25 protein-coding genes are annotated in these 24,372 nt (G+C 40.2%); 21 read left to right on the top strand and 4 right to left on the bottom strand.

Going from position 1 to position 24,372, the window contains the following annotated elements; all coding sequences use genetic code 11:
* Position 1: 1 nt before the first annotated feature.
* Entirely contained in the window at positions 2 to 2,026 is a 2,025-nt protein-coding gene (locus tag CJD30_RS04470) for a hypothetical protein (protein ID WP_294916713.1), read from the bottom strand.
* A 135-nt stretch (positions 2,027 to 2,161) separates the two neighbouring features.
* Between CJD30_RS04470 and CJD30_RS04465 the strand changes: the two genes are divergently transcribed.
* A complete protein-coding gene (locus CJD30_RS04465) occupies positions 2,162 to 2,578 on the top strand; it encodes a PAS domain-containing protein (RefSeq protein WP_294916712.1) in 417 nt (138 codons plus the stop codon).
* Between the two features lie 2 nt (positions 2,579 to 2,580).
* Here the strand turns inward: CJD30_RS04465 and CJD30_RS04460 are convergent, their stop codons facing one another.
* Together CJD30_RS04460 and CJD30_RS04455 are read right to left on the bottom strand one after the other, a co-directional pair.
* Positions 2,581 to 2,868, bottom strand: coding sequence for a hypothetical protein (locus tag CJD30_RS04460; RefSeq protein ID WP_294916710.1), 288 nt, complete (start codon positions 2,866 to 2,868; stop codon positions 2,581 to 2,583).
* On the bottom strand, positions 2,865 to 4,070 hold the full coding sequence (locus CJD30_RS04455; protein WP_294916708.1) for an MFS transporter: 1,206 nt from the start codon (positions 4,068 to 4,070) through the stop codon (positions 2,865 to 2,867). Before CJD30_RS04455 ends, CJD30_RS04460 begins: the two co-directional genes overlap by 4 nt.
* 92 nt (positions 4,071 to 4,162) lie before the next feature.
* Between CJD30_RS04455 and CJD30_RS04450 the strand changes: the two genes are divergently transcribed.
* From CJD30_RS04450 to CJD30_RS04355, 20 genes are all read left to right on the top strand, one after another.
* Entirely contained in the window at positions 4,163 to 4,555 is a 393-nt protein-coding gene (locus tag CJD30_RS04450) for a flagellar protein FlaG (protein WP_294916706.1), read from the top strand.
* A gap of 75 nt (positions 4,556 to 4,630) precedes the next feature.
* On the top strand, positions 4,631 to 5,011 hold the full coding sequence (fliS, locus tag CJD30_RS04445; protein ID WP_294916704.1) for a flagellar export chaperone FliS: 381 nt from the start codon (positions 4,631 to 4,633) through the stop codon (positions 5,009 to 5,011).
* Positions 4,992 to 5,246: a hypothetical protein gene (locus CJD30_RS04440; RefSeq protein ID WP_294916703.1), complete on the top strand. Its 255-nt coding sequence runs from the start codon at positions 4,992 to 4,994 to the stop codon at positions 5,244 to 5,246. Before fliS ends, CJD30_RS04440 begins: the two co-directional genes overlap by 20 nt.
* 87 nt (positions 5,247 to 5,333) lie before the next feature.
* Positions 5,334 to 6,551: an argininosuccinate synthase gene (locus tag CJD30_RS04435; RefSeq protein ID WP_294916701.1), complete on the top strand. Its 1,218-nt coding sequence runs from the start codon at positions 5,334 to 5,336 to the stop codon at positions 6,549 to 6,551.
* A 10-nt stretch (positions 6,552 to 6,561) separates the two neighbouring features.
* Entirely contained in the window at positions 6,562 to 7,302 is a 741-nt protein-coding gene (locus CJD30_RS04430; RefSeq protein WP_294916699.1) for a ferredoxin-thioredoxin reductase catalytic domain-containing protein, read from the top strand.
* 12 nt (positions 7,303 to 7,314) lie between these two features.
* Positions 7,315 to 7,761: a 50S ribosomal protein L9 gene (gene rplI, locus CJD30_RS04425; RefSeq protein WP_294916697.1), complete on the top strand. Its 447-nt coding sequence runs from the start codon at positions 7,315 to 7,317 to the stop codon at positions 7,759 to 7,761.
* A 4-nt stretch (positions 7,762 to 7,765) separates the two neighbouring features.
* A complete protein-coding gene (hslV, locus tag CJD30_RS04420) occupies positions 7,766 to 8,299 on the top strand; it encodes an ATP-dependent protease subunit HslV (protein ID WP_294916695.1) in 534 nt (177 codons plus the stop codon).
* A 4-nt stretch (positions 8,300 to 8,303) separates the two neighbouring features.
* Positions 8,304 to 9,632 carry an HslU--HslV peptidase ATPase subunit gene (gene hslU / locus CJD30_RS04415; RefSeq protein ID WP_294916693.1) on the top strand — a complete coding sequence of 443 codons (1,329 nt, stop codon included), beginning with the start codon at positions 8,304 to 8,306 and terminating at the stop codon, positions 9,630 to 9,632.
* A 10-nt stretch (positions 9,633 to 9,642) separates the two neighbouring features.
* Complete coding sequence (era, locus tag CJD30_RS04410) at positions 9,643 to 10,521, top strand: GTPase Era (RefSeq protein WP_294916691.1); 879 nt, start codon at positions 9,643 to 9,645, stop codon at positions 10,519 to 10,521.
* The gene (locus CJD30_RS04405) at positions 10,515 to 11,465 is read left to right on the top strand and encodes a L,D-transpeptidase family protein (RefSeq protein ID WP_294916688.1); all 951 of its coding nucleotides are present in this window, start codon (positions 10,515 to 10,517) and stop codon (positions 11,463 to 11,465) included. The genes era and CJD30_RS04405 overlap by 7 nt, the downstream gene beginning before the upstream one ends.
* A 3-nt stretch (positions 11,466 to 11,468) precedes the next feature.
* Positions 11,469 to 12,761 carry a M99 family carboxypeptidase catalytic domain-containing protein gene (locus tag CJD30_RS04400; protein WP_294916686.1) on the top strand — a complete coding sequence of 431 codons (1,293 nt, stop codon included), beginning with the start codon at positions 11,469 to 11,471 and terminating at the stop codon, positions 12,759 to 12,761.
* Positions 12,762 to 12,769: 8 nt separating this feature from the next.
* Complete coding sequence (locus CJD30_RS04395) at positions 12,770 to 14,308, top strand: hypothetical protein (RefSeq protein ID WP_294916684.1); 1,539 nt, start codon at positions 12,770 to 12,772, stop codon at positions 14,306 to 14,308.
* Positions 14,305 to 14,940: a hypothetical protein gene (locus CJD30_RS04390; protein ID WP_294916681.1), complete on the top strand. Its 636-nt coding sequence runs from the start codon at positions 14,305 to 14,307 to the stop codon at positions 14,938 to 14,940. The genes CJD30_RS04395 and CJD30_RS04390 overlap by 4 nt, the downstream gene beginning before the upstream one ends.
* Complete coding sequence (locus CJD30_RS04385) at positions 14,937 to 15,440, top strand: hypothetical protein (RefSeq protein WP_294916679.1); 504 nt, start codon at positions 14,937 to 14,939, stop codon at positions 15,438 to 15,440. Before CJD30_RS04390 ends, CJD30_RS04385 begins: the two co-directional genes overlap by 4 nt.
* Before the next feature lie 9 nt (positions 15,441 to 15,449).
* Entirely contained in the window at positions 15,450 to 17,162 is a 1,713-nt protein-coding gene (gene mshL, locus CJD30_RS04380) for a pilus (MSHA type) biogenesis protein MshL (protein WP_294916676.1), read from the top strand.
* Positions 17,163 to 17,165: 3 nt separating this feature from the next.
* A complete protein-coding gene (locus CJD30_RS04375; RefSeq protein ID WP_294916674.1) occupies positions 17,166 to 17,975 on the top strand; it encodes an ATP-binding protein in 810 nt (269 codons plus the stop codon).
* Complete coding sequence (locus tag CJD30_RS04370) at positions 17,968 to 18,726, top strand: CDC27 family protein (RefSeq protein ID WP_294916672.1); 759 nt, start codon at positions 17,968 to 17,970, stop codon at positions 18,724 to 18,726. Before CJD30_RS04375 ends, CJD30_RS04370 begins: the two co-directional genes overlap by 8 nt.
* Positions 18,723 to 19,265, top strand: coding sequence for a hypothetical protein (locus tag CJD30_RS04365; RefSeq protein ID WP_294916669.1), 543 nt, complete (start codon positions 18,723 to 18,725; stop codon positions 19,263 to 19,265). The genes CJD30_RS04370 and CJD30_RS04365 overlap by 4 nt, the downstream gene beginning before the upstream one ends.
* A gap of 12 nt (positions 19,266 to 19,277) precedes the next feature.
* On the top strand, positions 19,278 to 21,014 hold the full coding sequence (locus CJD30_RS04360; protein ID WP_294916667.1) for a GspE/PulE family protein: 1,737 nt from the start codon (positions 19,278 to 19,280) through the stop codon (positions 21,012 to 21,014).
* Entirely contained in the window at positions 21,011 to 22,261 is a 1,251-nt protein-coding gene (locus tag CJD30_RS04355; RefSeq protein ID WP_294916666.1) for a type II secretion system F family protein, read from the top strand. Before CJD30_RS04360 ends, CJD30_RS04355 begins: the two co-directional genes overlap by 4 nt.
* A gap of 10 nt (positions 22,262 to 22,271) precedes the next feature.
* Here the strand turns inward: CJD30_RS04355 and CJD30_RS04350 are convergent, their stop codons facing one another.
* The gene (locus CJD30_RS04350; protein WP_294916665.1) at positions 22,272 to 24,350 is read right to left on the bottom strand and encodes an ATP-dependent helicase; all 2,079 of its coding nucleotides are present in this window, start codon (positions 24,348 to 24,350) and stop codon (positions 22,272 to 22,274) included.
* Positions 24,351 to 24,372: the final 22 nt, after the last annotated feature.

The raw sequence follows: 24,372 nt of genomic DNA, 5'->3' as shown, positions 1-24,372 counted from the left end.
ACTATTCCTCTTTCAACTGTGTCTCATATTCAAGACGCAAACCTTGTGGCGTCATTATAAAGCCTTGCAGTTTGATTTTGCCTTGTGAAACGTCATGAGTGTGAGTTTCACATAAAGGTATAAGATGGTGATGTTCTTTGAGATGAAAATTTTTTTGTGAGTTACGGATCAATGCACCGCATATGACACATTCGCATGCAACGACTTCACGATAGCGTTTGATGTACTCTTTTTGGTTACCCAACTCCAAAACATCATACTCTTTTGCCAGCTTTTCACGCAACCGTTTGGCATTCTCTAAAAAGCGGGAATTCATGTGCAGCGATTCGGCAAATTCCAAACCGTATACACTGCTCCCCCGACCCGGTTTAAGGATCCGATCATAGATAAGACGATCTCGATCCTCATCATAGCGTACACTCAAATGCAAATGAACCACTTCCCGCAAACGGCTGAGTTCACTGATCATTGAGAGTTGATGCAGATGGGTTGTCATCAAAAACAAACACCCTTTGGCACTCAATTCCATAATAGTACTGGCAACGATGGAGACCGCAGAGAGCGTTTCCGTTCCATGGCTGATTTCATCTCCCAAAACCAAGGTACGCGAGGTTGCACGGCTAAAAATAGCATTGAGTTCCAACATCTCCACACCGAATGTCGAAAGAGACTTTGCGACATTATCTCGAGACTGGATACGGGTATACAATCCATCAAACAATGAAAATTTCATCGCTTTAGCAGGGACATAAAACCCGCTTTGTGCCAATACACTTGCTATTCCTATACTTTTCATCAATGATGATTTTCCGCTGGAGTTGATTCCATAAAGGAGTACACCTCGGATATTGGCACCATCATGCACTTTGGAATCAAGCATCACCGTATCCGGGTATGGGAGATCCACATAATCTCGATCACCCATGACGATGTCATTAGGGATATACTCGATCCCCTGCACTTCAACCAAAAGATGACGCAGTCCGCTCATTTGTAAAAAATTTTCTTTTGTCGTATCCACAACGGTAGGACGGATGAGCTTATATTTTTGAGCACAAAGGGCTGATGTTACAGCAACATCTATCTGCGCAATCCAATCTATTGTGCGACGGATGGCTTGTGCTTGTGCAGCTATCCATTCACGTTCATTGCAATGATTACGAAGCTCAATCTCCCACCCCTCGTCTACCCCATCTTTCAAAGTTATCTGAGTAAGCTTGTGTTTTGCACAATAATTTTGGATTTCTCGAAACATTGCAAACGAGTGCAGAAAACTCTCAATTTTCTCTGTTTTTCGATGCTGAATATCCCACCATAGAAGATCCATATCTTCTATTTGAGCTAATCGATCGTTCATCCAAGGCGCATGCGGGTTAAGCGTTTCGATCCAAGCGTATCGACGATTCAGTTCAGCGGAGTCTTTGATCGGTAAAAAAAGTCTAAATCGTCCCAACCGTTTCCCCATCGGGGTGCTCATATCAAGCATGAGTTTTGCAATACTCGGCTGACGTGGATCGAGTGTCATCAGTTCAAGCTGTTCAAGCGCATTATTTCCTAAATCCATTAGTGTGGATGTTTCCAATACTCTTGGTGTTGCGTACATCGTATTTTCATTGTGCAGAAAATGATTTGAGATCAAGGCAAGTGCCTGCGCGGACAAAGGTTTATTTTCAAGGCTCAAATGTTCAATCGGACTCAATAAAGAGTGTATGGAAAAAACTTTTTTAAAGAGTTCATTTTGTTCTTGTAGGTCAAAATAGTGCGGATCAAAAGCAGCGTCAAACATCGATAAATTATCCGCTATCTCCTCAAACAATGCACGTGAAGTCGCTCCGATGATCAAAGAGGTAATATCGGTTACAAACAAAAGATGCAATGCCCTATCAATCGCTCCATAAGGGTGTGCCGAATCGGCTTCGAGTTCACAAAACCATCCTCGGAGTCCATAGGGTTCAAACATACTCAATCCGATCGAATACCCGTTTTTATTACGATCTATAAATAAAGATGCCTGTGAGTTTTGCATGGTACCACCGTTTTATCAGATGTTGTGTCATAACGAAAATTATACAAAACATAACTGCCATTTAACTTTTTTTTTAGCAATAATCACGTTATAATCACATTATTATATTTAATTTTAAGCTTAGGATTTACCTCAATGAAACGCCCTACCCCGGTGAACGAAGAAGTGTTATTTGATGGAAGAAGTTTGATTTCCGAAACCGATACAAAAGGAATCATTACTTACGTTAACCGAAAGTTCACCGAAATGACCGGCTATACTGCCACTGAAGCCGTTGGACAGCCACACAGTTTATTGCGTCATCCCGATATGCCAAAAGCCGGTTTTGAGGGGATGTGGAAAGTGATTGAAAGCGGTAAAATCTGGGAAGGTTATGTTAAAAATCTTCGCAAAGACGGGAAATTTTACTGGGTTGTCGTTCATATCGTCCCGAAACTCAATGAAGCGGGTGAAATCATCGGTTATATAGCATCGCGTAAAATGCCTGACCGTAATCGCCTTAAAATTGTTGAAGAACAATACCGAGAACTACTAGCTCAAGAAAAACAATAATCTTACAATCCCTTAAAACGCTCTGCTACCTCTTCCATGGCACGAAAAAGTGCCTCTTTCGTTTCATATCGCAATTCAATACGATTGAGCGGTACTTCTCCTACCGGATCAACATCACAAACCAAAAGATACGCTTCTACCGTTATTTGGTCGGCTTTCATTTCCGCCCATTCCAAAGAAACTGAAGCCCTTTCGCCTCCTGCTTGAATCAAAACAGCCGGATAAAGACGTGTTATTTTTTTTAAATCAATTTCTTGGCCGTTTGATTCAAAAATCATGTGATTTATCATTCCAGTTCCTTCAGTTGATATGTTTTAGACACCCATAAATAATACAATGATGCCATTACAAATACACTCGCAATCAACAATGCGATAAGGCTCAAAGACAACCCATACGACGCCAAATATCCGATAAGCAAAGAAACGGCCGCACCAACACTTAAAAAGATCATATCGTTATATGCGATCACTCTTCCATAAAAGTCGCTGTGTGTATGATGCTGCAATAGCGTGTAGGTATACGACCATAATGTCGTTGTAACAAATCCTACTGCTACAGAAGCTAAAAGTGAGCCGTAAAAATTGTCAATCAAAAATGCCCACAATGCAATAGCACTCCCCCCTCCGAAAAAAAGCCATCCCAAACGTCGATTATTAATCCAATGCCCTAATACCATAGGCCCAATCACCAAACCAACCGCGCGGGCTGCATTGAGAAGGCCTATCCCTAAAGATACGGCAATAATCTGGGCATAATAGTGCTTTGCCGCTAATGCCACCAATGCATCAAATGCGGTAAATCCCAAAATTGCATGTAAAAACATCAAATGATACACAATAGGATTTTGACGAATGTAAATAAACGCCTCTTTCATCATCGCACTTATTTTTGAAAGATTTTGACTAAAATCAACCTCAATTTTTAGTGAGAAGATTAAAAACAGCACGATCATAAATAAACCGGCATCCAATAAAAAAGCTGTCGTTACACCTACCCAATACACAACCAATCCGCTTAATGTCATACCCATAGTATACGATAATGACCAGATTATAGAGTGGATTTCATTGGCTGCTTGAAGAGCTTTCCCTTCTAAAATACGCGGTAACAATGACATTTCTACCGTAAAATGAAAACTCGATGCCCCCATACGGATGAAAACCAATAGATAAAGGAGCCATAACATATCGATACTATCAACTCGAATCAGTGTCAATGTACAAACTATCTCAATAGCCGTTAAAATAATCATCAATTTTTTGGGATGTATACGATCTAAAATGACACCGCTCAAAGGTGCTTGAAACACTCCAGGCAAAAAATGCAGAGCTGCCACCAGCGCAATGGTAGTCGCATCGGCCCCCATTTGGATCAGTAACGTATAAATAGCGACATTGCTAAACCATGCTCCAAAATAAGCAAGAAGTTGAATGATTGAGAGACGGCGCAGAAGCGGTTCATTGCGTAAAAGTGTTAAATAGCGTTTCATAATTGCAAGATTATCACGGAAGATATTAAAGTTTTTGTTTTTTTAGACGATCTAGGGGTAAGAATCGTCTTATATTTATAAGGAGAATTACCATGGAAATCTTTCAAACGACTGCAAAAATGCAGCAAACTCAAAGTTCAACACCGAAAAGCAGCGGTGATGTTTCGACGACACAAAGTGTGCAGCAAATACAAAAAGCACAGATCCAACAAGATCAAGCAGCACAAATCAGCAGTGAGCAAAAGACATCAAAAGTCGATTCACAAGAACAAATGGATAAATTGATTGAGCAACTCAATCAATCATTAAATCCGTTTAACACTACGTTGAAATTCGGTTTTGATAATTCGTCGGATGATTTTTATGTTTCTGTAATTGATACGAAGAGCAATCGTATGCTCAGACGTTTTCCGGTTGAACAGGCTGAAGCACTTTTACCAAAAATGCAAGAAGTTAACGGGATGCTATTTGACCAAAAAGGATAACTAGCCCTCCAGTTGATTCTCTGTTCATACTATTTAGATTAATAATTTATTTTTTAAAAAATTAAAGGATTTTTGATGACTTCCAATCTCGCATACAATACATATGCCCAAAATAATATCGGCGTAGAATCGCCGGAGAAACTGATTCAAATGATGTACGAGGGGATTTTACGTTTTAATATGCAAGCGAAGCGTTCAATGAATGAAAATGATATTGAACGACGCACCTATTGGATTAATCGTTCAAGTGCCGTTATCAGTGAACTGATTAATGTTTTAGATTATAACCAAGGTGACGTATCCCACTATTTGGCCGGTCTTTACACGTATCAACTCCGTCTTCTCGTTGAAGCCAATCTTCACAATGATTCAACAAAACTCGATGAAATCAACCAGGTGTTTAAAGGGCTTTTAGAAGCATGGAAAGAGAGTACGAATGTGGCTAGCCAAGCTTAAAAAAGCTTTGATACTTGAAGACATTGAGAGTATTTCTATCCTTTTGGATGAAACGCCTCAATTTGAAAACATTGCCCAGATGGAAGAAGCTTCGTATCTTTTGATGCAAGTCAAAGCATTAATTGAAAAAGATAAAATTCAGACTGCACAGATCCTTCAACAAATCAAAAACAACCTCAATTTTCTAAAATCTACCCAACCGGAAGCCCCCTCTTCCCTAAATCTCAAATTTTAACAATTTTCTCACCCTTTTTTTGATAAAATCGCGGTATTCACTCCACACCAATGTGGAGTATGGGTATCAACGATAAGGATGCATAATATGAAAAAAGAGGTAAAAAAAGTTGTTCTTGCCTATTCAGGCGGGTTGGACACCAGTGTTATTTTAAAATGGCTTCAAGATGAATACAAATGTGAAGTCGTCACATTTACAGCCGACATCGGACAAGGCGAAGAGGTAGAACCTGCACGCGCAAAAGCCCTCAGCCTAGGAATCAAACCTGAAAACATCTATATCGAAGATCTTCGTGAAGAGTTTGTACGCGATTATGTCTTCCCAATGTTTCGCGCAAATGCAATTTATGAGGGAGAATATCTTTTAGGAACGTCGATTGCACGTCCTTTGATTGCGAAACGTCAAGCTGAAATCGCCCGTATTACAGGTGCCGATGCAGTAAGCCACGGAGCAACGGGGAAAGGAAATGACCAAGTTCGTTTTGAAATGGGATATTTAGGACAAAACAGCTCGCTCACGATCATCGCTCCATGGCGTGAGTGGGATTTGAATTCGAGAGAAAAACTTCTTGCGTATGCAGCAGAACACGGAATAAAAATCGAAATGAGCGGCAAAAAATCTCCATATTCCATGGATGCAAACTTGCTTCATATCTCGTATGAAGGCGGTATTCTTGAAGATCCGGCGGCAGAACCGGAAGAGAGTATGTGGAGATGGACAGTATCTCCGCAAAATGCACCGGATGAGCCTGAATACATCGAAATCGGCTATGAAAAAGGAGATCCTGTCAGTTTGAACGGTAAAGCATTGTCTCCGGCTGTAATGCTTGAGCAACTCAACATTATCGCAGGACGTCATGGAATCGGTCGTGCCGATATTGTCGAAAACCGTTTTGTCGGTATGAAAAGCCGCGGATGTTATGAAACTCCGGGTGGAACAATTATGATCAAAGCACACCGTGCCATCGAATCTTTGACATTAGATCGTGAAGAAGCACACCTTAAAGATGAGTTAATGCCACGCTATGCGAAGCTCATTTACAACGGATTCTGGTTTGCTCCTGAGCGTGAAATGCTTCAAGCCGCTATCGATAAAACGCAACAAAATGTCCACGGAACAGTACGTTTGAAACTCTACAAAGGTAATGTGATGGTTGTCGGACGCAGTTCTGATTTATCATTGTTCAACCCGGAATATTGTACATTCGAAGAAGATTCAGTCTATGACCAAAAAGATGCCGGCGGGTTTATTAAACTCAACGCTCTACGCTTTATTATCGCAGGTAAAGCACGAAAAAACAAATAAGGATAGTGCCATGAGCATCATCAAAATAGATATGAATTCCGATGAGTTCCAAGCGGAACTCGAAAAAACAGTCAAATTTACCGATAAAGTTGTTAACCAGTTTAACTGGGTTTATAACCCGCAAAACGAGATAAACGAGGGAGTACAGCTCGGTCTTACTCGTAATAAAATGATGTACGGTAAACGTTTCTGTCCATGTTACATGGTTGAAGAGGTAGACGGGAAATATCAAAGTACCGATAACCGAATGTGTCCATGTACGACAGCAATCGAAAAAGAGATCCCTGAAGAGGGAGTATGTCATTGCCAAATTTTCTGTACACCGGAATATGCAGCGTCGGTACGTATGGAAATGGGAATCGAAGAGGTTACCCATCAACACTCACGCGGATTGACCAAAGAAGAGTGCGAGATGCTTTTGCATAAAAGTGATCTTGACAGTGATGAATTAACGGCGCTCTTAGAAGCTCGCGAACTCGGTATGGTCACATTCAAAATTGTTGACGTACGCGAGTGGATGGAATGGAAAATGGGCCGCATCGCAGGGGCTGATGTATTAGTTCCTACCAGCAGCTTTTTCCAAACACTGAACGAATCAAAATTGGACAAAAATGAGCATATCATTGTTTATTGCCATGTAGGAAGCCGTAGTGCTCACTGCCAACGAATTCTTTCTGATATGGGATATGCAAAAGTTTCCAATCTTGCGCACGGGATTATTGCTTATGGCGGACAAATCGTTCGCGGTTAACTAAGGATTAAAATGAAAGTATTATTGACCAAAGATGTCAAAGGTGTCGGAAAAGCCGGAGAGATCAAAGATGTTGCTGACGGGTATGGCAAAAACTTTTTGATCGGTAAAGGGTTGGCACTTGCGGCAACCAATGAAGTATTAAAAAAATACGAATCGGAACAAAAGAAAAAAGCAGCCCACGAAGCGGCAGAAATTGAGCGTCTCAATGCTATCAAAGCCCAACTCGCTGATATCAAAGTGACCATTACGAAAAAACTCGGCAATACCGGTCACCTTTTTGGTGCAGTCACAAAAGATGAGATTGCCGATGCATTAAAAGCTCAGCACAACATTGAGATCGATAAAAAAGAACTTGATGCCAAACATGGGATTAAAACGACAGGGTTACATGATCTTGATCTAAAACTTGGCCACGGTATCCACGCGACACTCCACCTTGAAATTAAAGGGGAGTAACTGAATGTTTGATGCAACGACCATCCTAGCCTATAAAGGGAAGAACAAAGCCGTTATCGGCGGAGATGGTCAAGTCACATTCGGTCAAACCGTCCTGAAAAATAACGCAACCAAAATCCGTACACTTCACAACGGTGAAGTTCTGGCCGGATTTGCCGGTTCTACGGCAGACGCATTTAACCTTTTTGATATGTTCGAAGAGCATTTAGCCCATCGCAAAGGCGAACTTATCAAAGCGGTTATCGATTTTTCCAAAGCATGGAGAAAAGATAAAGTTCTTCGTCGTTTAGAAGCAATGATGATTGTACTGAACCAAGAGCATATTTTTATCCTTACCGGAAACGGAGATGTCGTAGAACCTGAAGATGGTGAAATAGCGGCGATTGGAAGCGGAGGAAGTTATGCACTTTCAGCGGCTCGAGCACTCAGAAAACACTCGACGTTGGATGAAGAGTTATTGATCAAAGAGAGTCTCTCCATCGCAGCCGATTTATGCATCTATACCAACCATAATATCAAAACGCTCACGCTCGGATAAGCGGATGAATATGACCCCTCATGACATCGTCAACTACTTGGATCAACACATTATCGGTCAAAATGCCGCAAAAAAAACAATCGCTCTAGCCCTTCGAACCCGATACCGCAGATTACAGCTTGATCCAGCGTTACAAGATGAGATCATGCCGAAAAACATTCTAATGATAGGTTCAACCGGAGTCGGTAAAACAGAAATTGCCCGCAGACTTGCCAAAATGATGCAGCTCCCTTTTATCAAAGTTGAAGCCAGTAAATACACTGAAGTTGGTTTTGTCGGACGCGATGTCGAATCGATGGTTCGTGATTTGGTCATGACATCATTATCGATGGTGAAAGCGGAACATCATGAACACAACAAAGAAGCAATTGAACATTACATGACAGAAACATTAAGTCAAAAATTCCTTCGCGAACCGTCCCGTTTCGCAACCGATAATGAAAAAATTGAGTATGAGTCTGCGAAAAGTGAACTAAAAGAGAAAATTCTTAACGGTACAATGGATGAGCACCTGGTTGAAATAGAAATTTCTTCACGAGGTATCGAGTTTAACGATACAAATATGCCTCCTGAAATCGCCCGTGTCCAAGAATCTTTCTCCAAAATGTTTTCTGTTATTGGAAAAGAAGAAAGCAAAAAAGAGCTTCGCATCGCTGAAGCAAAAACAATTTTACGCCAAGAAGCCGCCGAGAAACTTCTCAATTATGATCAAATCAAGCAAGAAGCCCTTAGACGAGCCGAAGACGGAGGGATTATTTTCCTCGATGAAATTGATAAAATTGCTGTAAGTTCTCGTAGTGACGGACGAAATGACCCGAGCAAAGAGGGTGTACAACGTGATTTGCTCCCGATTGTAGAGGGAAGTATCGTATCGACTAAATTCGGCTCTATCAAAACAGACCATATCCTTTTCATTGCGGCAGGTGCATTTCATGTAAGCAAACCAAGCGACCTCATTCCTGAACTGCAAGGTCGATTTCCTCTACGGGTTGAACTTGAACCGCTTAATGAAGAGGCCCTATGTCTCATTCTTACAAAACCGAAAAACTCATTATTGGAACAATACAAAGCACTTCTTGCAACTGAGGATGTCTCTTTGACCTTTGATAATGCTGCTATTTTGGCTATGGCTCGATTTGCACAAAGAGCGAATGAAAAAACAGAAAATATCGGTGCACGCAGACTGCATACGGTAGTAGAAAAAGTATTGGAAGATATCAGTTTTAATGCGCATTCGTATCATAACTGCACTATCAACATTACAGAAACCATGGTCAATACAATCTTAGAACCGCTCGTAGAGGATGAAGACCTCGCACGATATATTCTTTAAAGGGATAAAAATGAATAAAGCTGGCTTCGTCGCTCTTGTCGGACGTCCAAATGCAGGTAAAAGTACCTTAATGAACTGGATTTTGGGTGAAAAAATCGCCCTTGTAAGCCAAAAAGCGAACGCTACACGTAAGCGCTCCAATGCGATCGTCATGCATAATGACGATCAAATCATTTTTGTCGATACTCCGGGACTTCACCAAGCAGAAAAACTGCTTAACCAATATATGTTAGAAGAAGCACTCAAAGCTATCGGTGATTGTGATCTCGTCGTTTATCTCGCGCCGGCATCCGACAAAACGATCCACTATGAAAAATTTTTGGAACTCAATTCCGATAAACGCAAACATATCATTGTTTTAAGTAAAATTGATCAAATTTCACAAGCTGATCTCCTAAAAAAAATTGGAGAATACAACCGTTTCAGCGACCATTTTTTAGCTCTCATACCTATGTCGGTAAACAAAAATGTCGGGAAAAAAGATCTACTGGATACCATCGTAAAACACCTAGAGGAATCACCTTATCTTTATGATCCGGAAGATATCACGACCGAGATGATCCGAACGATATACAAAGAGTTCATCCGCGAAGCAATCTTTGATAATATCAGCGATGAAATCCCTTATGAATCGGACGTAATTATTGATAAAATTGATGAAGATGAGCCTATTGAGCATATTCGCGCGACCATCATCGTCGAAAAAGATTCTCAAAAAGGGATCATTATCGGAAAAGGGGGAGCTGCTATCAAACGAATCGGACAAAATGCTCGCGAAAAAATCGAACGCTTAGCTTCAAAACCCGTCTACCTTGAACTCTTTGTTTCTGTTAAAAAAGGGTGGACAAGTGATAAAAAATTTCTAACAGACTTAGGGTACGAATGGTAAAACCTCTCTTAATTTCTTTATTGGCAACATCTCTTTTCTCTGCTGAGAGTCTTATGTTTTACAAAAGCGGCGGAAAAAAACTATTTGATTCTCAAATGAATATCCCATCGTATTGGGCGGGGACACTTTTTAATAAAGACCTTCGCTTCGGTTATTTTGAACGCACATGCTCATTATTGGCATGCAGCAAAGACAAGGGAATTTTGGAGCTCTATATGCCTGATGCCCAAAAACATTTTTCACTCAAAAAACGGTTCAACGCTTTTACCGGAAAAAATGCAGGAGATAAACTTGCTGCAGGTGATCTTAAAACCCCTATCGGCATTTATACTCTCGTTGAAAGAAAACGGCAAGTTGACCCGTTTTACGGACCGATGGCATTCGTAACGTCGTATCCGAATCTTTATGACCGTATCCGCGGAAAAAACGGTACTGGAATATGGGTTCATGGTGTCCCTTTGAGCGGAACACGCGACCCTTTCACAAAAGGGTGTATCGCCATCAACAACAACGATTTGATACAGCTTGATCAAACCATTAATCCAGCCAACACCCTTTTAATCATTGATTCTTCATTGAAACAAGGGGTAAGTCCATCCTCATATTCCGCAATTATCGCCGGTTTACATCAATGGAAATATGCGTGGACCTATAATGATCTTGATACCTATCTAGCTTCCTATGACCCTTCGTTCAAACGAGCTGACGGGATGAATTTGGCGCAGTTCAAAGCCTATAAAGAACGGATTTTTAGCAAAAACGAGGATAAATCCATTCTTTTGGATCACCTCAATATCATCCCTTATCCGGGTGAAAAACGAAACCTTTTTTGGGTAACATTCAATCAACTCTATATTAGTGATAGCCATAAGTTTGAAGGAGAAAAATCGCTTTTAGTTCGGCTCAATCCGAATCAATCGATCTCGATCCTAACGGAAGAATAATTCATGTATTTTTCCGTACTTCTTTCGTTATTATTCATGACTTCTCTTTATGCTCTCCCTTTTAATTTTATTAAAAAAGAGACCGATCCACTCAAATCACCAACATTGCTTGTCATTGGTGGAATACATGGAAATGAACCGGGAGGGTACTTTTCTGCGGCTATTTTAGCCCGTTATTACACTATTAATGAAGGGAATCTTTGGATTATACCTGATTTGAATCGGCCCAGCATTCAACAAAATAATCGCGGTATAAACGGTGATATGAATCGCAAATTTGCCAATATTGATCCAAATGATCCCGATCTTGAGAGTGTGCGTGAGATACAGAAAATTATTACGCAAAAACAAGTAGGATTAATCTTAAACCTTCATGACGGTCATGGTTTTTATCGAAAGGAACACCTTAATACCATCTTTAATCCAAATGCTTGGGGACAAACCTGTGTTATCGATCAAGGCTCACTTGATTCTGAGCATCCTTACGGAAATTTAAAAGAAATTGCTTCGAAAGTCAACTATGAGCTCAATCACGCATTAATCGAAGACCACCATTTCTTTGATGTACGTAATACGAATACACGTTCAGACGATGAGGCTATGCAGCACTCATTAACCTTTTTTGCGATTTCACATAACAAACCGGCATTTGCCATAGAAACAAGCAAACATCTTCCAACCTTGCATGAAAAAGTTTTCTATCAATTGCGTGCCATTGAATGCTACATGAACTTAATGGGCATTAAATATGAACGTCCATTTGAATTAAATATAGAAACCATCCAAAAATTACTCAACGATTATGGAACCTTAACTATTAACAACGATTTTTATTTAAATCTACAAAATTTAAAAAACAGTTTAAGTTTCATTCCGCTACAATCGGATAAGAACGAGTTCAAATTTGCCCATCCCTTGGGGAATATTCAAAAGAATAACGGGCAATATGATATTTATATCGGTAACAAAAAGATAAGTACTTTTATCCCGAGTTATCATGTAAAAGAATTTTGTTCGGAAACGGTTACTGTATCGGTAGATGGAAAATTGGAAAAAATCCAATTGGCTACAGATTTTTGGGTAAGTGCCGATTTTAAAGTACTCAATGCAGAGAAAGAGACAAGAGTAAACATTATCGGTTTTACCCAAAATGGACTAAAAGATGAAAGTAACGTCCAAATAGAATTGAAAGATCTAGACTCAAAATACGCGGTTGATACCTCTAATAAGAGTTATAGGATCGAGTTTTACCAACAAAATCGCTTTTGCGGAATGATTTTGGTACATTTTAAATAGGATAGAGGATGAATAAAGCCAAACAGCAAACTTATTCAACGATCGTATCAGCAAACCCTTATAAAGGTGATTATTATGTTGGAACGTTCAATACTATTTCCAAGACATCTTCTCCTGCATTTTCAAAAGAACAATATGCCGTATCTTTTTTAAATACCAAAGGGTTCATATCGACACTCATCGGTATTAGTAAAAATATCCCCGAAGACGATGTTTACGATGCACTTGAAAACAAAGTGTATGAAGAACTCGCATTGGATATGGCTATCGAGTACCATATCAAATATATTGAAGCCATTAACAGAAGTAGCGAAGGGGATCGATTTTTTCATGTTTTCGTAGTTGATCCGCTCAACTTGGAACAAGATTTTTCCCCTTCGGTCGAAAAACTCAAATATATTGATCAAATCGTCCCTGTTCCTTTACTACTTAAATCCCTCTATGTCAAAGGTCTTGTCGAATCAACCGATGTTCATTGTTACATCTATTTTCAAGAAAATGACGCTTTTTTCTGTATCTATAACGAACAAGAGTTTATCTACGCCAAATCGCTTAAATTTTCTCTCAAACAAATGCATGAACGCTTTTGTGAACTTTTAGGCGAACAAATCGATCTTAATTCGTTTGAAACAATGATCGCGGATGAAGGATTGAACACTTCGAATCCTGAATATCAAAAAAATCTCATTAAACTATTTGGTGAAATTTTCCTTCATATCAGCGATGTTATGACGTATGCAAAAAGAGCGTACGATATCAAAAAATTTGATGAAATCTTCATAGGAACAGGAGCCGGAAAAGTTCTTGGGCTCGATGAATATGCACAAACCTATCTGGGAATCAAAACGGCTTCCTTTGATTTTGATTTTGGTTTTAATACCAATGGGCAAAGAGTAGATCAGATACATCAGCTGATGCACCTTTACGGAAGACTCGAAGCGAATGAACGCTACGAATGCAATTTTACTATTTTCCATCGCCCGCCTCCATTCGCAAAACGTGACAGCGGGAAGCTGATTCTTGTCACAGCAGCATCATTGGCTGCAGCTTTGCTCTATCCGGGTGTATATTGGGGACTTTCTTATGTTGAAGAATTCCATCATGCCGTTTTAACCAAAGAGTATGAGCAAACGCACATTGAAAAAACAACCCGCGAACAAACAGTTAATCTAAAACTCGCCAATAAAAATGCAGCACAGACACGTTTGGACGAACAAAAATCGGCATATAAACAAAAACAAGACACTCTGGTGAAAGTTCATGAGAAAAAAGTAGATTATCCGATGAAAGCCAAGATTTTGGCTGATTTCACACGGAGTTTCAATCAGTATCGTGTACAACTCAAAACCATTGGTTATACCGAAGATCTGAATAATACTAAAGTATTTACTTTTGGTCTAACATCCTCAAGCACACAAGATATTACGGCATTACTCAAACACTTGACAGATGCCAAACGCAATCAATATACCTTTAATCTCGAACTCATTTCCTATGATGAAGAGCAAAAATCTTACCTTAGTGAACTTAAGGCGGTAATCAAATGAAAGTACAAATTGAAGACTACCTTTACACTCTAGATCAATCGCTATCACATAAAAGTGATCGCGACAAAATGATGCTTTTCATTATCATGTTTGCATCTTTATTTGCATTTTCGTATTTAATGCTTTGGGAAAGTGCGGAAGCAAGTTTCAAAGTGTCCCATGAAAAAGCTGTTCGGGTTGAGACAGATTTAAATATAGACAAGCAATACTTAGCTGCGAATCCACCAGAAAAAATTACTCAATTAGAGCAGCAAACCGTTGACTTAGAACATCAGCATGCTCTTTATATCCAGTACAACACTTATATTAAAGAGCAACTCGAACAAATTTCATCGTTGTATTATGACGAAAAAGTATGGGGCGCTTACTTAGACTCAATATCGCGTTATGCCCGTGATAATAAAGTCAAATTGGCCAAATTCAGAAATACATTACAAACAGACAACAGTTCATTTGGTCATGTTCTCGATATTGCTATCAGTTCTGAAGCACCGTATAAAAACACATTAAAATTCATCAATGCACTCGAACAAAGTCAGTTAGTTGTTGATTTGCACGATTTTAATATCACTGCAAATGAAAAACTCAAAGGCGATCTAAATATCTCAGTATGGGGGATTGTACGACAATGAAAAAACACCTCCTGTTAACCTTGATTTCAACCGTTATTCTCTACGGGGATGCCCCTGTCATTGCTTCTCCAACAGTAACCGTCGTTACAAATGGACCAAAAAATGATAAAGAATTAGCCTGGGTTGATGAACAAATCTTAGCAATTCTCCCGACTCGCGTTGGCGTAGCAGACGGGTTCATTAATTCATTGAAAGATCCAATGAAAATGAAAGTGCCCGCGCCGCTACAAAAAAGTCCATTAGGACTCCTTCCGCCTCCAAAGTTAGGAAACAAGCTACCATCTGTACCAAAAATTGTGGAAGAACCTTTACGTCTTCTTGCCATTATGAATAAATCGGTACTCATTAATGGAAAGTGGTATAAAACCGGAGACACCGTTCGAATGTATTCACTTGCAGAGATCAAGCCCAATTCTGTTCTACTAATCGGGAAAAAAGATCAAAAACTAATTTTGTTTTTAACAAAACAAAATAACAATATTAAAATCATCACTCAATAGGAAAGTATCATGACATCTGTAGTTAAACACCATGCACGAGCGTTTATGTTATCCATTGCCACGGCTGCCCTCTTAACTCCTTCTTTACAAGCAGATTGTACGTATGAGCTTTTCAATATCTCTTCAGTTAAAGGGACAAGCGTAGGAGAGTTTGTTGACCAAATCAGTGATGAATGCGGGATGAGTGTCATTGTCACGGATGAGCAGGCAGAAGAAATATTGAAAAAACCGATGAACAAAACTTTTCTAAAAAATTTAACCATTAATGAAGTGTTAGATTTGATTATAAAAGAGAACAACCTTCAATATACGCTACAAAACAATGTTCTGAAAGTCTCATATCTCACAACTAAAACCTATCAGCTTGATTATATTATTGGTGAACGCAAAGGGACAGGCAGTACCAATATTCGCCTCAGTTCAAATACGGGGAATATCGCTGGGCAAGGTTCAGCAAGTGGTAGTCAACAAATGTCATCAGGGTCTAGTTCAGGCTCTTCTTCCGAATCAGGGACAAATATTTCATCCAAAGATGAAGTCAAGTTTTGGAATGAACTCGATCGTGAAATCAAAAATATTTTAAGTCGTCCAGAAGATAGTTACCGACAGAAACAAACCTCTTTGTCTGCAAACGATAATAATGTGAGTGGACAAAACGGTGAAGATCCTCACAATATTTATATCAATAAAGCAGCAGGACTTATAACCGTTACAGCCACAGGAAAACAAATCCAACGGCTTGATAAATACATCAATGATCTACAGAAAAAAATGCAAACGCAAGTATTGATCGATGTAAAAATGTACAGTGTCGTTTTCTCAGATGGCAGTACTACTGGTATTGACTGGTCACAAATCTATGCATTACAAAATATTGATATCGGATATAACCAGTACAATACACATAATGTTAATACGTTTACAGGGACAAGCAGTAGCAGTGGAAGCGGTAGCACCAGTAAAATCATTTCACCGATTACTGCTGTTACAGGAGTTGCCAATAAAGATATGAGTATTTTTCAATTGGGGGCGAAAGCCAGTATCAGTGAAGTCGTAAAATTTCTCAAAACTCAAGGAGATGTCTATTCTATTTCCAACCCAAAAATTTTAACTCTTAATAACCAACCGGCACTTATCACCTCCGGAACAGAGCTTTTTTATAAAACGACAAGCACTTCCACTCTCGCAGGCGGAACAACAGGACAGCAAGCCACTTCTGAAGTAGTCAGTTCTGTATTTTCAGGCGTATTGCTTGACATCACTCCTGAAATTGCCAATGACGGAAGTATTACTTTACGTATCAATCCATCCATATCCGATGTAGCCAGCCAACTATCAACCGATAATTCTACACGCTCTATGCCGCCGGATTTGAGTCGTCGTCAAATTTCATCTGTAATAACCGTGAAAGACGGTAGTACCGTTATTATGGGAGGGCTTATCAATACCAAAAATGATGTTTCTTCCAATAAAGTCCCTCTTTTAGGTGATATCCCCGGTCTTGGAATGCTTTTCAAACGAGAAGGTGTTACCAAAAAAACCGAAGAGATGGTGCTTGTCATCGAACCGCATATCGTTAAACGAGACGGTTCTAATTTGAAAATCGCCGATTTGGGTTATACCCATATCGGCACAGCTATGGAAAAAGAGTCTCTTGAAAAAGCAGAACTTGCGAAACAACAGCAAGAAGAAATAGCTGAAATGAAAGAGGATAGCAAATAGCGAATGGAGAATTCTCTTTTCTCTAAACCCCGTGATCTCTTTTTGGATGTAGTCAACCCTCGCGATTACGTCCAGATTGACAGTGTCTCTCATATGTATCAATCGTTAAAAAACTCGGTACAAAAACCGCTCAAAATGATTCTACTCTACGGCAAACCCGGAACCGGTAAGAGTATGCTGTTACATAAACTTCATCACGATCTCTCGAAACAACAAAAGGTTTTGATGTTCGACATCCCGATTGTCGATGAGGATGATTTTCTTCGGGTATTAGCACAACGCATATTCGGACATTCTCCAAGAGAGATCATGACGCTGATTCGATTTTTAGAAATAGCCGAAGCGGTTGCATATCCTGAAGTACCAATCGTCTTATTGGATGAAGCTCAACTGTACAGTGCATCGTTAATGGAAAAAATTCGTCTCATCTCTGATGCTCGCGCGATTAAATTTGTTATTACACTTCATAAAACGGATAAAGAAGATATCATTGCCAAAGAACATTTTCAAACCCGGATTTGGGAGAGTATCGAACTGCAAAACGCAACAGCCGAAGAGCTAAAAGTCTATGTTCAAAAAAAACTTCTCAAAGCAAACTGTTTTGACGTAGCCAATATGTTTAACGATAAAAATATGAAATTAATCACCTCCTTAACAAAAGGGAATTATCGAGATACCAATAAACTACTCTTTTCCCTTTTCACCCTCTATTACTGGTACGAAGAGAACAACCCAGCTGCCATAAAATACAATGCACTCAAATCAAAATGGATTGAAATGGCGGCCATCCATACAGGATTGATTCATGCTTGATGTTCGCAGTCTAGAACGGCGCTGGATAAAATACAAAATAAAAGCGTATTTTCCCTATATTGCAGGAGTATTCTTAATTATCATAATGCTTATCAGCCTCCCTATAATATGGCTCGATGCAGAAAAAGTTTCTGAAATTAAAAAAGCCCCTTCACTCTCGATCCATACTGCTAATCAAACTTCTACCCTTGCAGATAGCAATAAAGAAGAATCAACCGTTCTTGAACCCTCAATGGAGTTTGTGAAAACCTTTGAAACAGCTGTTCCTGAGCCTGCAATACCAAGTACCCCACCAGCAGTATCAAAATCGATCCCGCAAAGCGTTCCGGTAACAAAAGTTTTGAGTGTTCCCGATTCGTCCACAATAAAACCTCCACCAAAAGCCCCTACTCCATCTACTATTGTTACTCCGAGTGATAAGCAAGTCATTCTCAATCATAACAATGAATCTAAAATTGATATAGAAAGTGTCGAGCGTCGTTTTAAAGAGACTTCCAATCCTAATCTAGGGCTGTTTATCGCTCGATATTACTATGACCACGGCAACTATGCAGATGCTTATAACTTTGCATTGAAAACCAATGGAATAAACAATAAAATCGATGAAAGTTGGATCATCTTTTCAAAATCTCTTATGAAACTCGGAAAAGTAGAACAAGCTAAAAAAACATTGCAACTCTATATTGGAGAATCCAATTCTGATTCAGCCCGTGCACTGCTTGATTCCATCGAGCGGGGTACATTTAAATGAAATTTTTAGTTTTCTTATCTATCGTATTGCTACACACAGTATCTGCCGATGCAGGTCGCCGCTTATTTGATCTTTACCAGCAAGGCAACTACATGCAAGCGTGTAATCTGGGTCAGCAGGGTTTTCCGTATCATCAAAATGATGAGGCGTACATTTCGTTGTATGCGTTTTCTTGTCTTAAAGCAGATAAAATCGATCGATTGAGCGGTCCTATCACCCTTTTAAATCAAACCAAAGAATCTCGTGCGAACTCGGCTTATTTTTCAGTTCTTTTAATGCAAAAAAGTTTGCTCATGGAAGCGTTGTTTGACAATAAACCGATCCATAGCCTTAAATTTCCAACAAGCACGCATCTTATCTCTAAGATTTTTGACCTCTATCTCAAAAATCCTCAGCCCAATCAATCCATAAAAGAGTATTCAGACCTTTCCGATACCCGACTTAGTTATAAACTTTATACGACAGAAACTGCTGGAAGAAAAAGCATCGCTATCGATGAATACTATGATAAAATATTAACAACGCATCATGTCTATTAAAAGGTAAACTATATGGATCGCATTACACATGATTTATTGGAAAAGCGCCATATAACTCAACAACAAATTGACCGATTAACGTCCAGAGGCGTACAAGACGATACCGTTTTAGAGATGCTCACAAAAGTAGGAGCGGTTTCTCTCAATTTTATCAAACGATTTGTTGTAGAACAAATTCGCCTGGGAAGATACGAACTCTCTATTATCAAAAACTACCACTTTTTGGATGAGGCTTCCATTTTAATCCATTTAGCGGAAGTGATGGAAGTTCCGTTTATGGATTTGGACTCCATCGATATGGATTACCGTCTTATCGAAAAAATCCCAACAGCTCAACTCAAACGCTATAATGCGCTCCCTATTTCGCAAGACGACATGTACGTTGTCGTAGTATTTGCCGATCCGCTGAATCTTGAAGCACAAGAGTCCATCCAACGCCTTTTTCCGCGAAAATCACTCAAAATAGCCGTTGCTACCGAAAAACAGATACAAGCGTATCTTTTTAAAATGGAACTCAAAGACAGTGTTAAAGAACTCGTAACAAACATCCGTAACGAACTTCGCAATATCGGTACACTAGAAGAGCAACAAGAAGCTTCATCTATTTTGCAACTCATTGATGTTATCCTCAAAGCGTGTATCAAAGGACGTGCCAGTGATATTCATATCGAGCCGACAGAACGAAACTGTGTGGTACGGGGACGAGTTGATGGGAAGCTGGCTGAAATCTTCATTTTTGATCGAGATATTTATCCTCCTCTCGCATCACGAATTAAACTGTTGGCCAATCTCGATATTGCAGAACGGCGTAAACCTCAAGACGGTCGTTTCTCGGCTATCGTAATGGATGCAGAATTTGATTTTCGTCTCTCAACGCTTCCGATCATCTACGGTGAATCGATCGTTATGCGTATCTTGGACAAAACCAAAGCTCTGGTAAAACTCGAAGATTCCGGGATGGACTCAGAAAGTTACCAAAAATTGATCAAAGGTCTACAATCTCCATTTGGCATCATTTTAGTCACGGGACCTACAGGAAGCGGAAAAACGACTACCCTTTACGGTGCACTGAATGAATTGCGTAATGTTGAAGATAAAGTCATTACAGTAGAGGACCCTGTAGAATACCGGATGAATCTCATTCAGCAAGTACAGGTCAATCCCAAAGTTGGGCTCTCTTTTGCCGACGCTCTTCGATCCATTCTTCGTCAAGACCCCGATAAAATCATGATTGGGGAGATTCGTGACCATGAAACCCTCGAAATTGCTATCAAAGCGGCCTTGACCGGGCACCTTGTAATCTCGACCCTTCACACCAACGATGCGATCAGCGCAATTCCGCGTATGTCTGATATGGGGATTGAGCCTTACCTCATCAGCGGTGCTTTGGTTGCAGTACAAGCGCAGCGTCTTATTCGAAAAATTTGTACACATTGTAAAAAAGAGATCGATATTCCGCAATCGCTCCTTCAAGAATACAGTGCCATGATCCCTCCTCATACAGTTTTTTATGAAGGATCAGGGTGTAAAGAGTGTAATGGCACGGGATATATGGGGCGTGAAATGATTTGTGAAGTTTTGCCGATTACGGAAGAACTTTCCAGTATGATTGCACGAAGTGCATCCAAAGATGATCTTTTAAAACAGGCAAAGGCTGAAGGGTTTGTAGGAATGTTTGAAAACGGAATGGCAAAAGCCGTTCAGGGGATAACAACATTGGATGAAATATTAAGGGTGGCAAAAGGATGAAATACTTTATCGCGACAATCCTTACAAAAGGGAAAAAATACGACCAAGGCTTTTATGCAGAGAGCAAAAAAGAGGCCCATTATTTAGCAAAAATAAAATACTCGGGGATGGTACTCAAGATTACCGAATCTACCCCTCCTCTTGAAGATCAGCTCCGACGATTTAAAGAAACACTCTTTTCGAATGTACGCAAACGAAAACTCAAACAAGACTCTCTCATTGCTGCGATTAGACAACTTGCGGTTATGACCAATGCCGGTATCTCTATACACGATTCCCTCAAAGAAATTGCCGAAGCAACCACCGATAAAGTGTTGCAAACTGTTTTGGGAACCATGGCTGAAGATATCAACGCCGGACACAGCCTTTCTAATTCTGCCCATAAATTTCATTATGAGCTGGGTAATCTTTCTTTAGCCATGATTGAGTTAGGAGAAAAAACGGGTAACATGGCCGAGGCACTGTATAAACTTGCCGATATGCTTGAAGAAATACGTCGTAATATTATCAAGTTTAAAAAAGCAATGGCTTACCCGCGCAATGTCATGATTGCGATGGCTATCGCTTTTACCGTACTTATCTCATACGTTGTTCCTCAATTTAAAGCAATTTTCGAACAACTACACGCTGAACTTCCAATTCCAACAAAAATTTTGCTTTTTTTAGAGCATCTTTTTAATACCTATGGACTTTATGTACTGGCTGCTGTTTTTATTTTTGTCATTGTATTTCGCTACATGCTCGATCATCACAAGAATTTTCGTTACAAATGGCACCAATTTTTATTAAAAACCTATTTGATTAAAAATATCATTATGTATGCAACACTGAGTCGCTTTACCCTCGTATTCTCAGAGCTCGTTCGCGCAGGAATCCCTATCGCAGAGGCTTTAGAAACCGCTATCGCGATGATCGATTCGCTTCCTTTGCAAGAGAAGCTTTTAACTGTCCGCCAAACCGTTGAAAAGGGGGGAACACTCCATAACGGTCTTCAAGAGACGGGGTTGTTTGAAAATATGATTATCCAAATGATCTCTGCAGGTGAATCGAGCGGTCAACTCGATGCTATGATGCAAAAAGTAATGGAATACTATAAAATGCGTTTTGATGCGATTATTGACGGTCTCTCTGAAGCGATCGAACCAATTATGCTTTTGATTATTGCCTGTATGGTCGTTTTATTGGCATTGGGTATTTTCCTGCCAATGTGGAATATGGGAGCGGCAGTGAATGGCCGTCCGACATAATAAAGAAAAGTCAAACCTCTTCGTTTGAACCTTTGGCTACCAAAGCCGCATACATTTCATCTTTGGGGATCAATCCTGCCTCAAATAAAAATTGGGAAGGGACAAAGTTGGTTTTTTTGATCTTGTCGTATTTGGCATAACTCAAAAAGAGTCTGTCTTTTGCCCGTGTTACCGCCACATAAAACAATCGTCTCTCCTCTTCGATACTTCCGCTGCGGCTCATCAGCTTGCGGTTTGGAAACCGTCCATCCATCAAATCGATCACATAGACCTCTTTGTACTCAAGGCCTTTAGAGGCATGAATACTCAGTAGATGTACCCCCTCTCCTTGTGTCAAATCCTGAGATCCCAATACCATTGCATTTAAAAATCGTTCATGATCTTTGTAAGGGCGGGAGAGTTCAAACAATAGAGTACATTTACGTCGTATTCGCTCTTGTGATTCTGTTTTTGCCCTTTCATCGATTGCACCGTTTTCATTCATCGCCCGACGAGTGGAGAGCATCTCTATCACATGTCCATACAAAGCCGATAGTGCTATTTTTTGCACGGCGGCTTTGGGCTCTTTAATGTCTCTCAATTGACGGAACAAAATAAAGAGATCATGCAAAAAAGATGCGGAGTCTTTCGAGAGTTTTGCGTGTTTCAAAATCGGATTTCCCATAAAGTTGGGATCAAATCCAAGCTTAGCAAAGCGCCCGGCACTGCCCATCTCCGCAAAATCATCAAATAAACCTAATTGATGGTTGAGTCGTCGTTTTTCAAACGGATTGCTGATCTCAGAGTCTGGAGAATACAATCCCCGCAAAAATGATCCCTTTCCCAGCTTTTGCAATGCGACAAACAGCTCTTTTGCTACGGCACTTCCGATCCCTTTTGCATAGTCAAAGAGATGGATAAATGCCATCATATCGGATTCATTCACGAGAAGCGTGTAGATATCAAGGAGTGCTTTCACCTCCTTAGAATCAAAAAAGCTTGTTCCGCCCCGACGACGACACGCAATCCCTAATTCTCTAAGGGAAGCTTCGATCCCATCAGCCGAGGCATTGTTGCGGAAAATAACGGCAATCTCTTCACGGTTGGTGGAAGAGTCGCCGATTTTTTGGGCGATCCCGTGATACTGATCAAAAAGTTCATCGTACACCAGCAAAGTCGGACTATGGGCATTTCCCGTCCGGGTCACTTCGAGTGCTTTGGGGTAGATGCGCTCATTATAAGCAATTACGGTATTCGCAAGTGAAAGAATAGGGACGGTTGAACGGTAGTTTTTGTTGAGGGTATAAACTTTGGCATCGGGAAAATTAGTCGTGAACGAGCCGATAATCGAGATATCGGCTCCATTAAACGCATAGATACTCTGATCATAATCTCCAACGCAAAAAAGTGAGGGGGGACGCATCGCATTAATGAGTGTCCCTTGAAGGGCATTAGTATCTTGATATTCGTCAATCAATACCTCTTTATACCCAAGATCACTTTGTTTAGCTAAATCTCGCATATGCAAGAGTAAATCATTAAAATTGACAAATCCATACTCTTTTTTCAGTGCTTCGAATTCATCGATAATATCGGCATAAATCGCGGCATAGACAGCGTGTTCATCCTGACGCTCTAAAATCCACTCTTCAAAATTGGTGCTTAATTCGGTATTTTGGTAAAACGAATAAACATCATAGAGATAATTGGCACCATAGGCTGCTGTCGCACAGTCGATATGACTGAACGTCCGCTTTTCATAGACACTGCGAAAAAGGGTTTTGAGTTCTCGAGGCTGTTTGAGAACCACCTTCCCCTCTTTGCGCTTGAGCCATCGATAGCTGATCGCATGAAACGTTCCTGCATCGATTTTTGAGGCTATCTCTCGACCGAAAAATGCCGCTACCCTCTCCACCATCTCTTGCGCCGCTTTGTTGGTAAAAGTCAATAATAAAATCTCTTCGGGTTTCACGTTTTGAGAGATGAGATAGGCAATACGTCCTACAATCGTCGACGTTTTCCCTGTGCCTGCCGAAGCGATGATTAGATTGTGTCCATAGGGGGCGGTTGCAGCAGTGTATTGCTGATCGTTGAGACGGGAGAGTGGCAAGAGGCTCCTTGAAGCCTCCGGT

It is taken from the genome of Sulfuricurvum sp. PD_MW2 (genome assembly GCF_002633015.1).
GTDB lineage: Bacteria > Campylobacterota > Campylobacteria > Campylobacterales > Sulfurimonadaceae > Sulfuricurvum.
The sequence above is the reverse complement of the archived record's forward strand: the minus strand, read 5'-3'. Positions and strand labels throughout refer to the sequence as shown.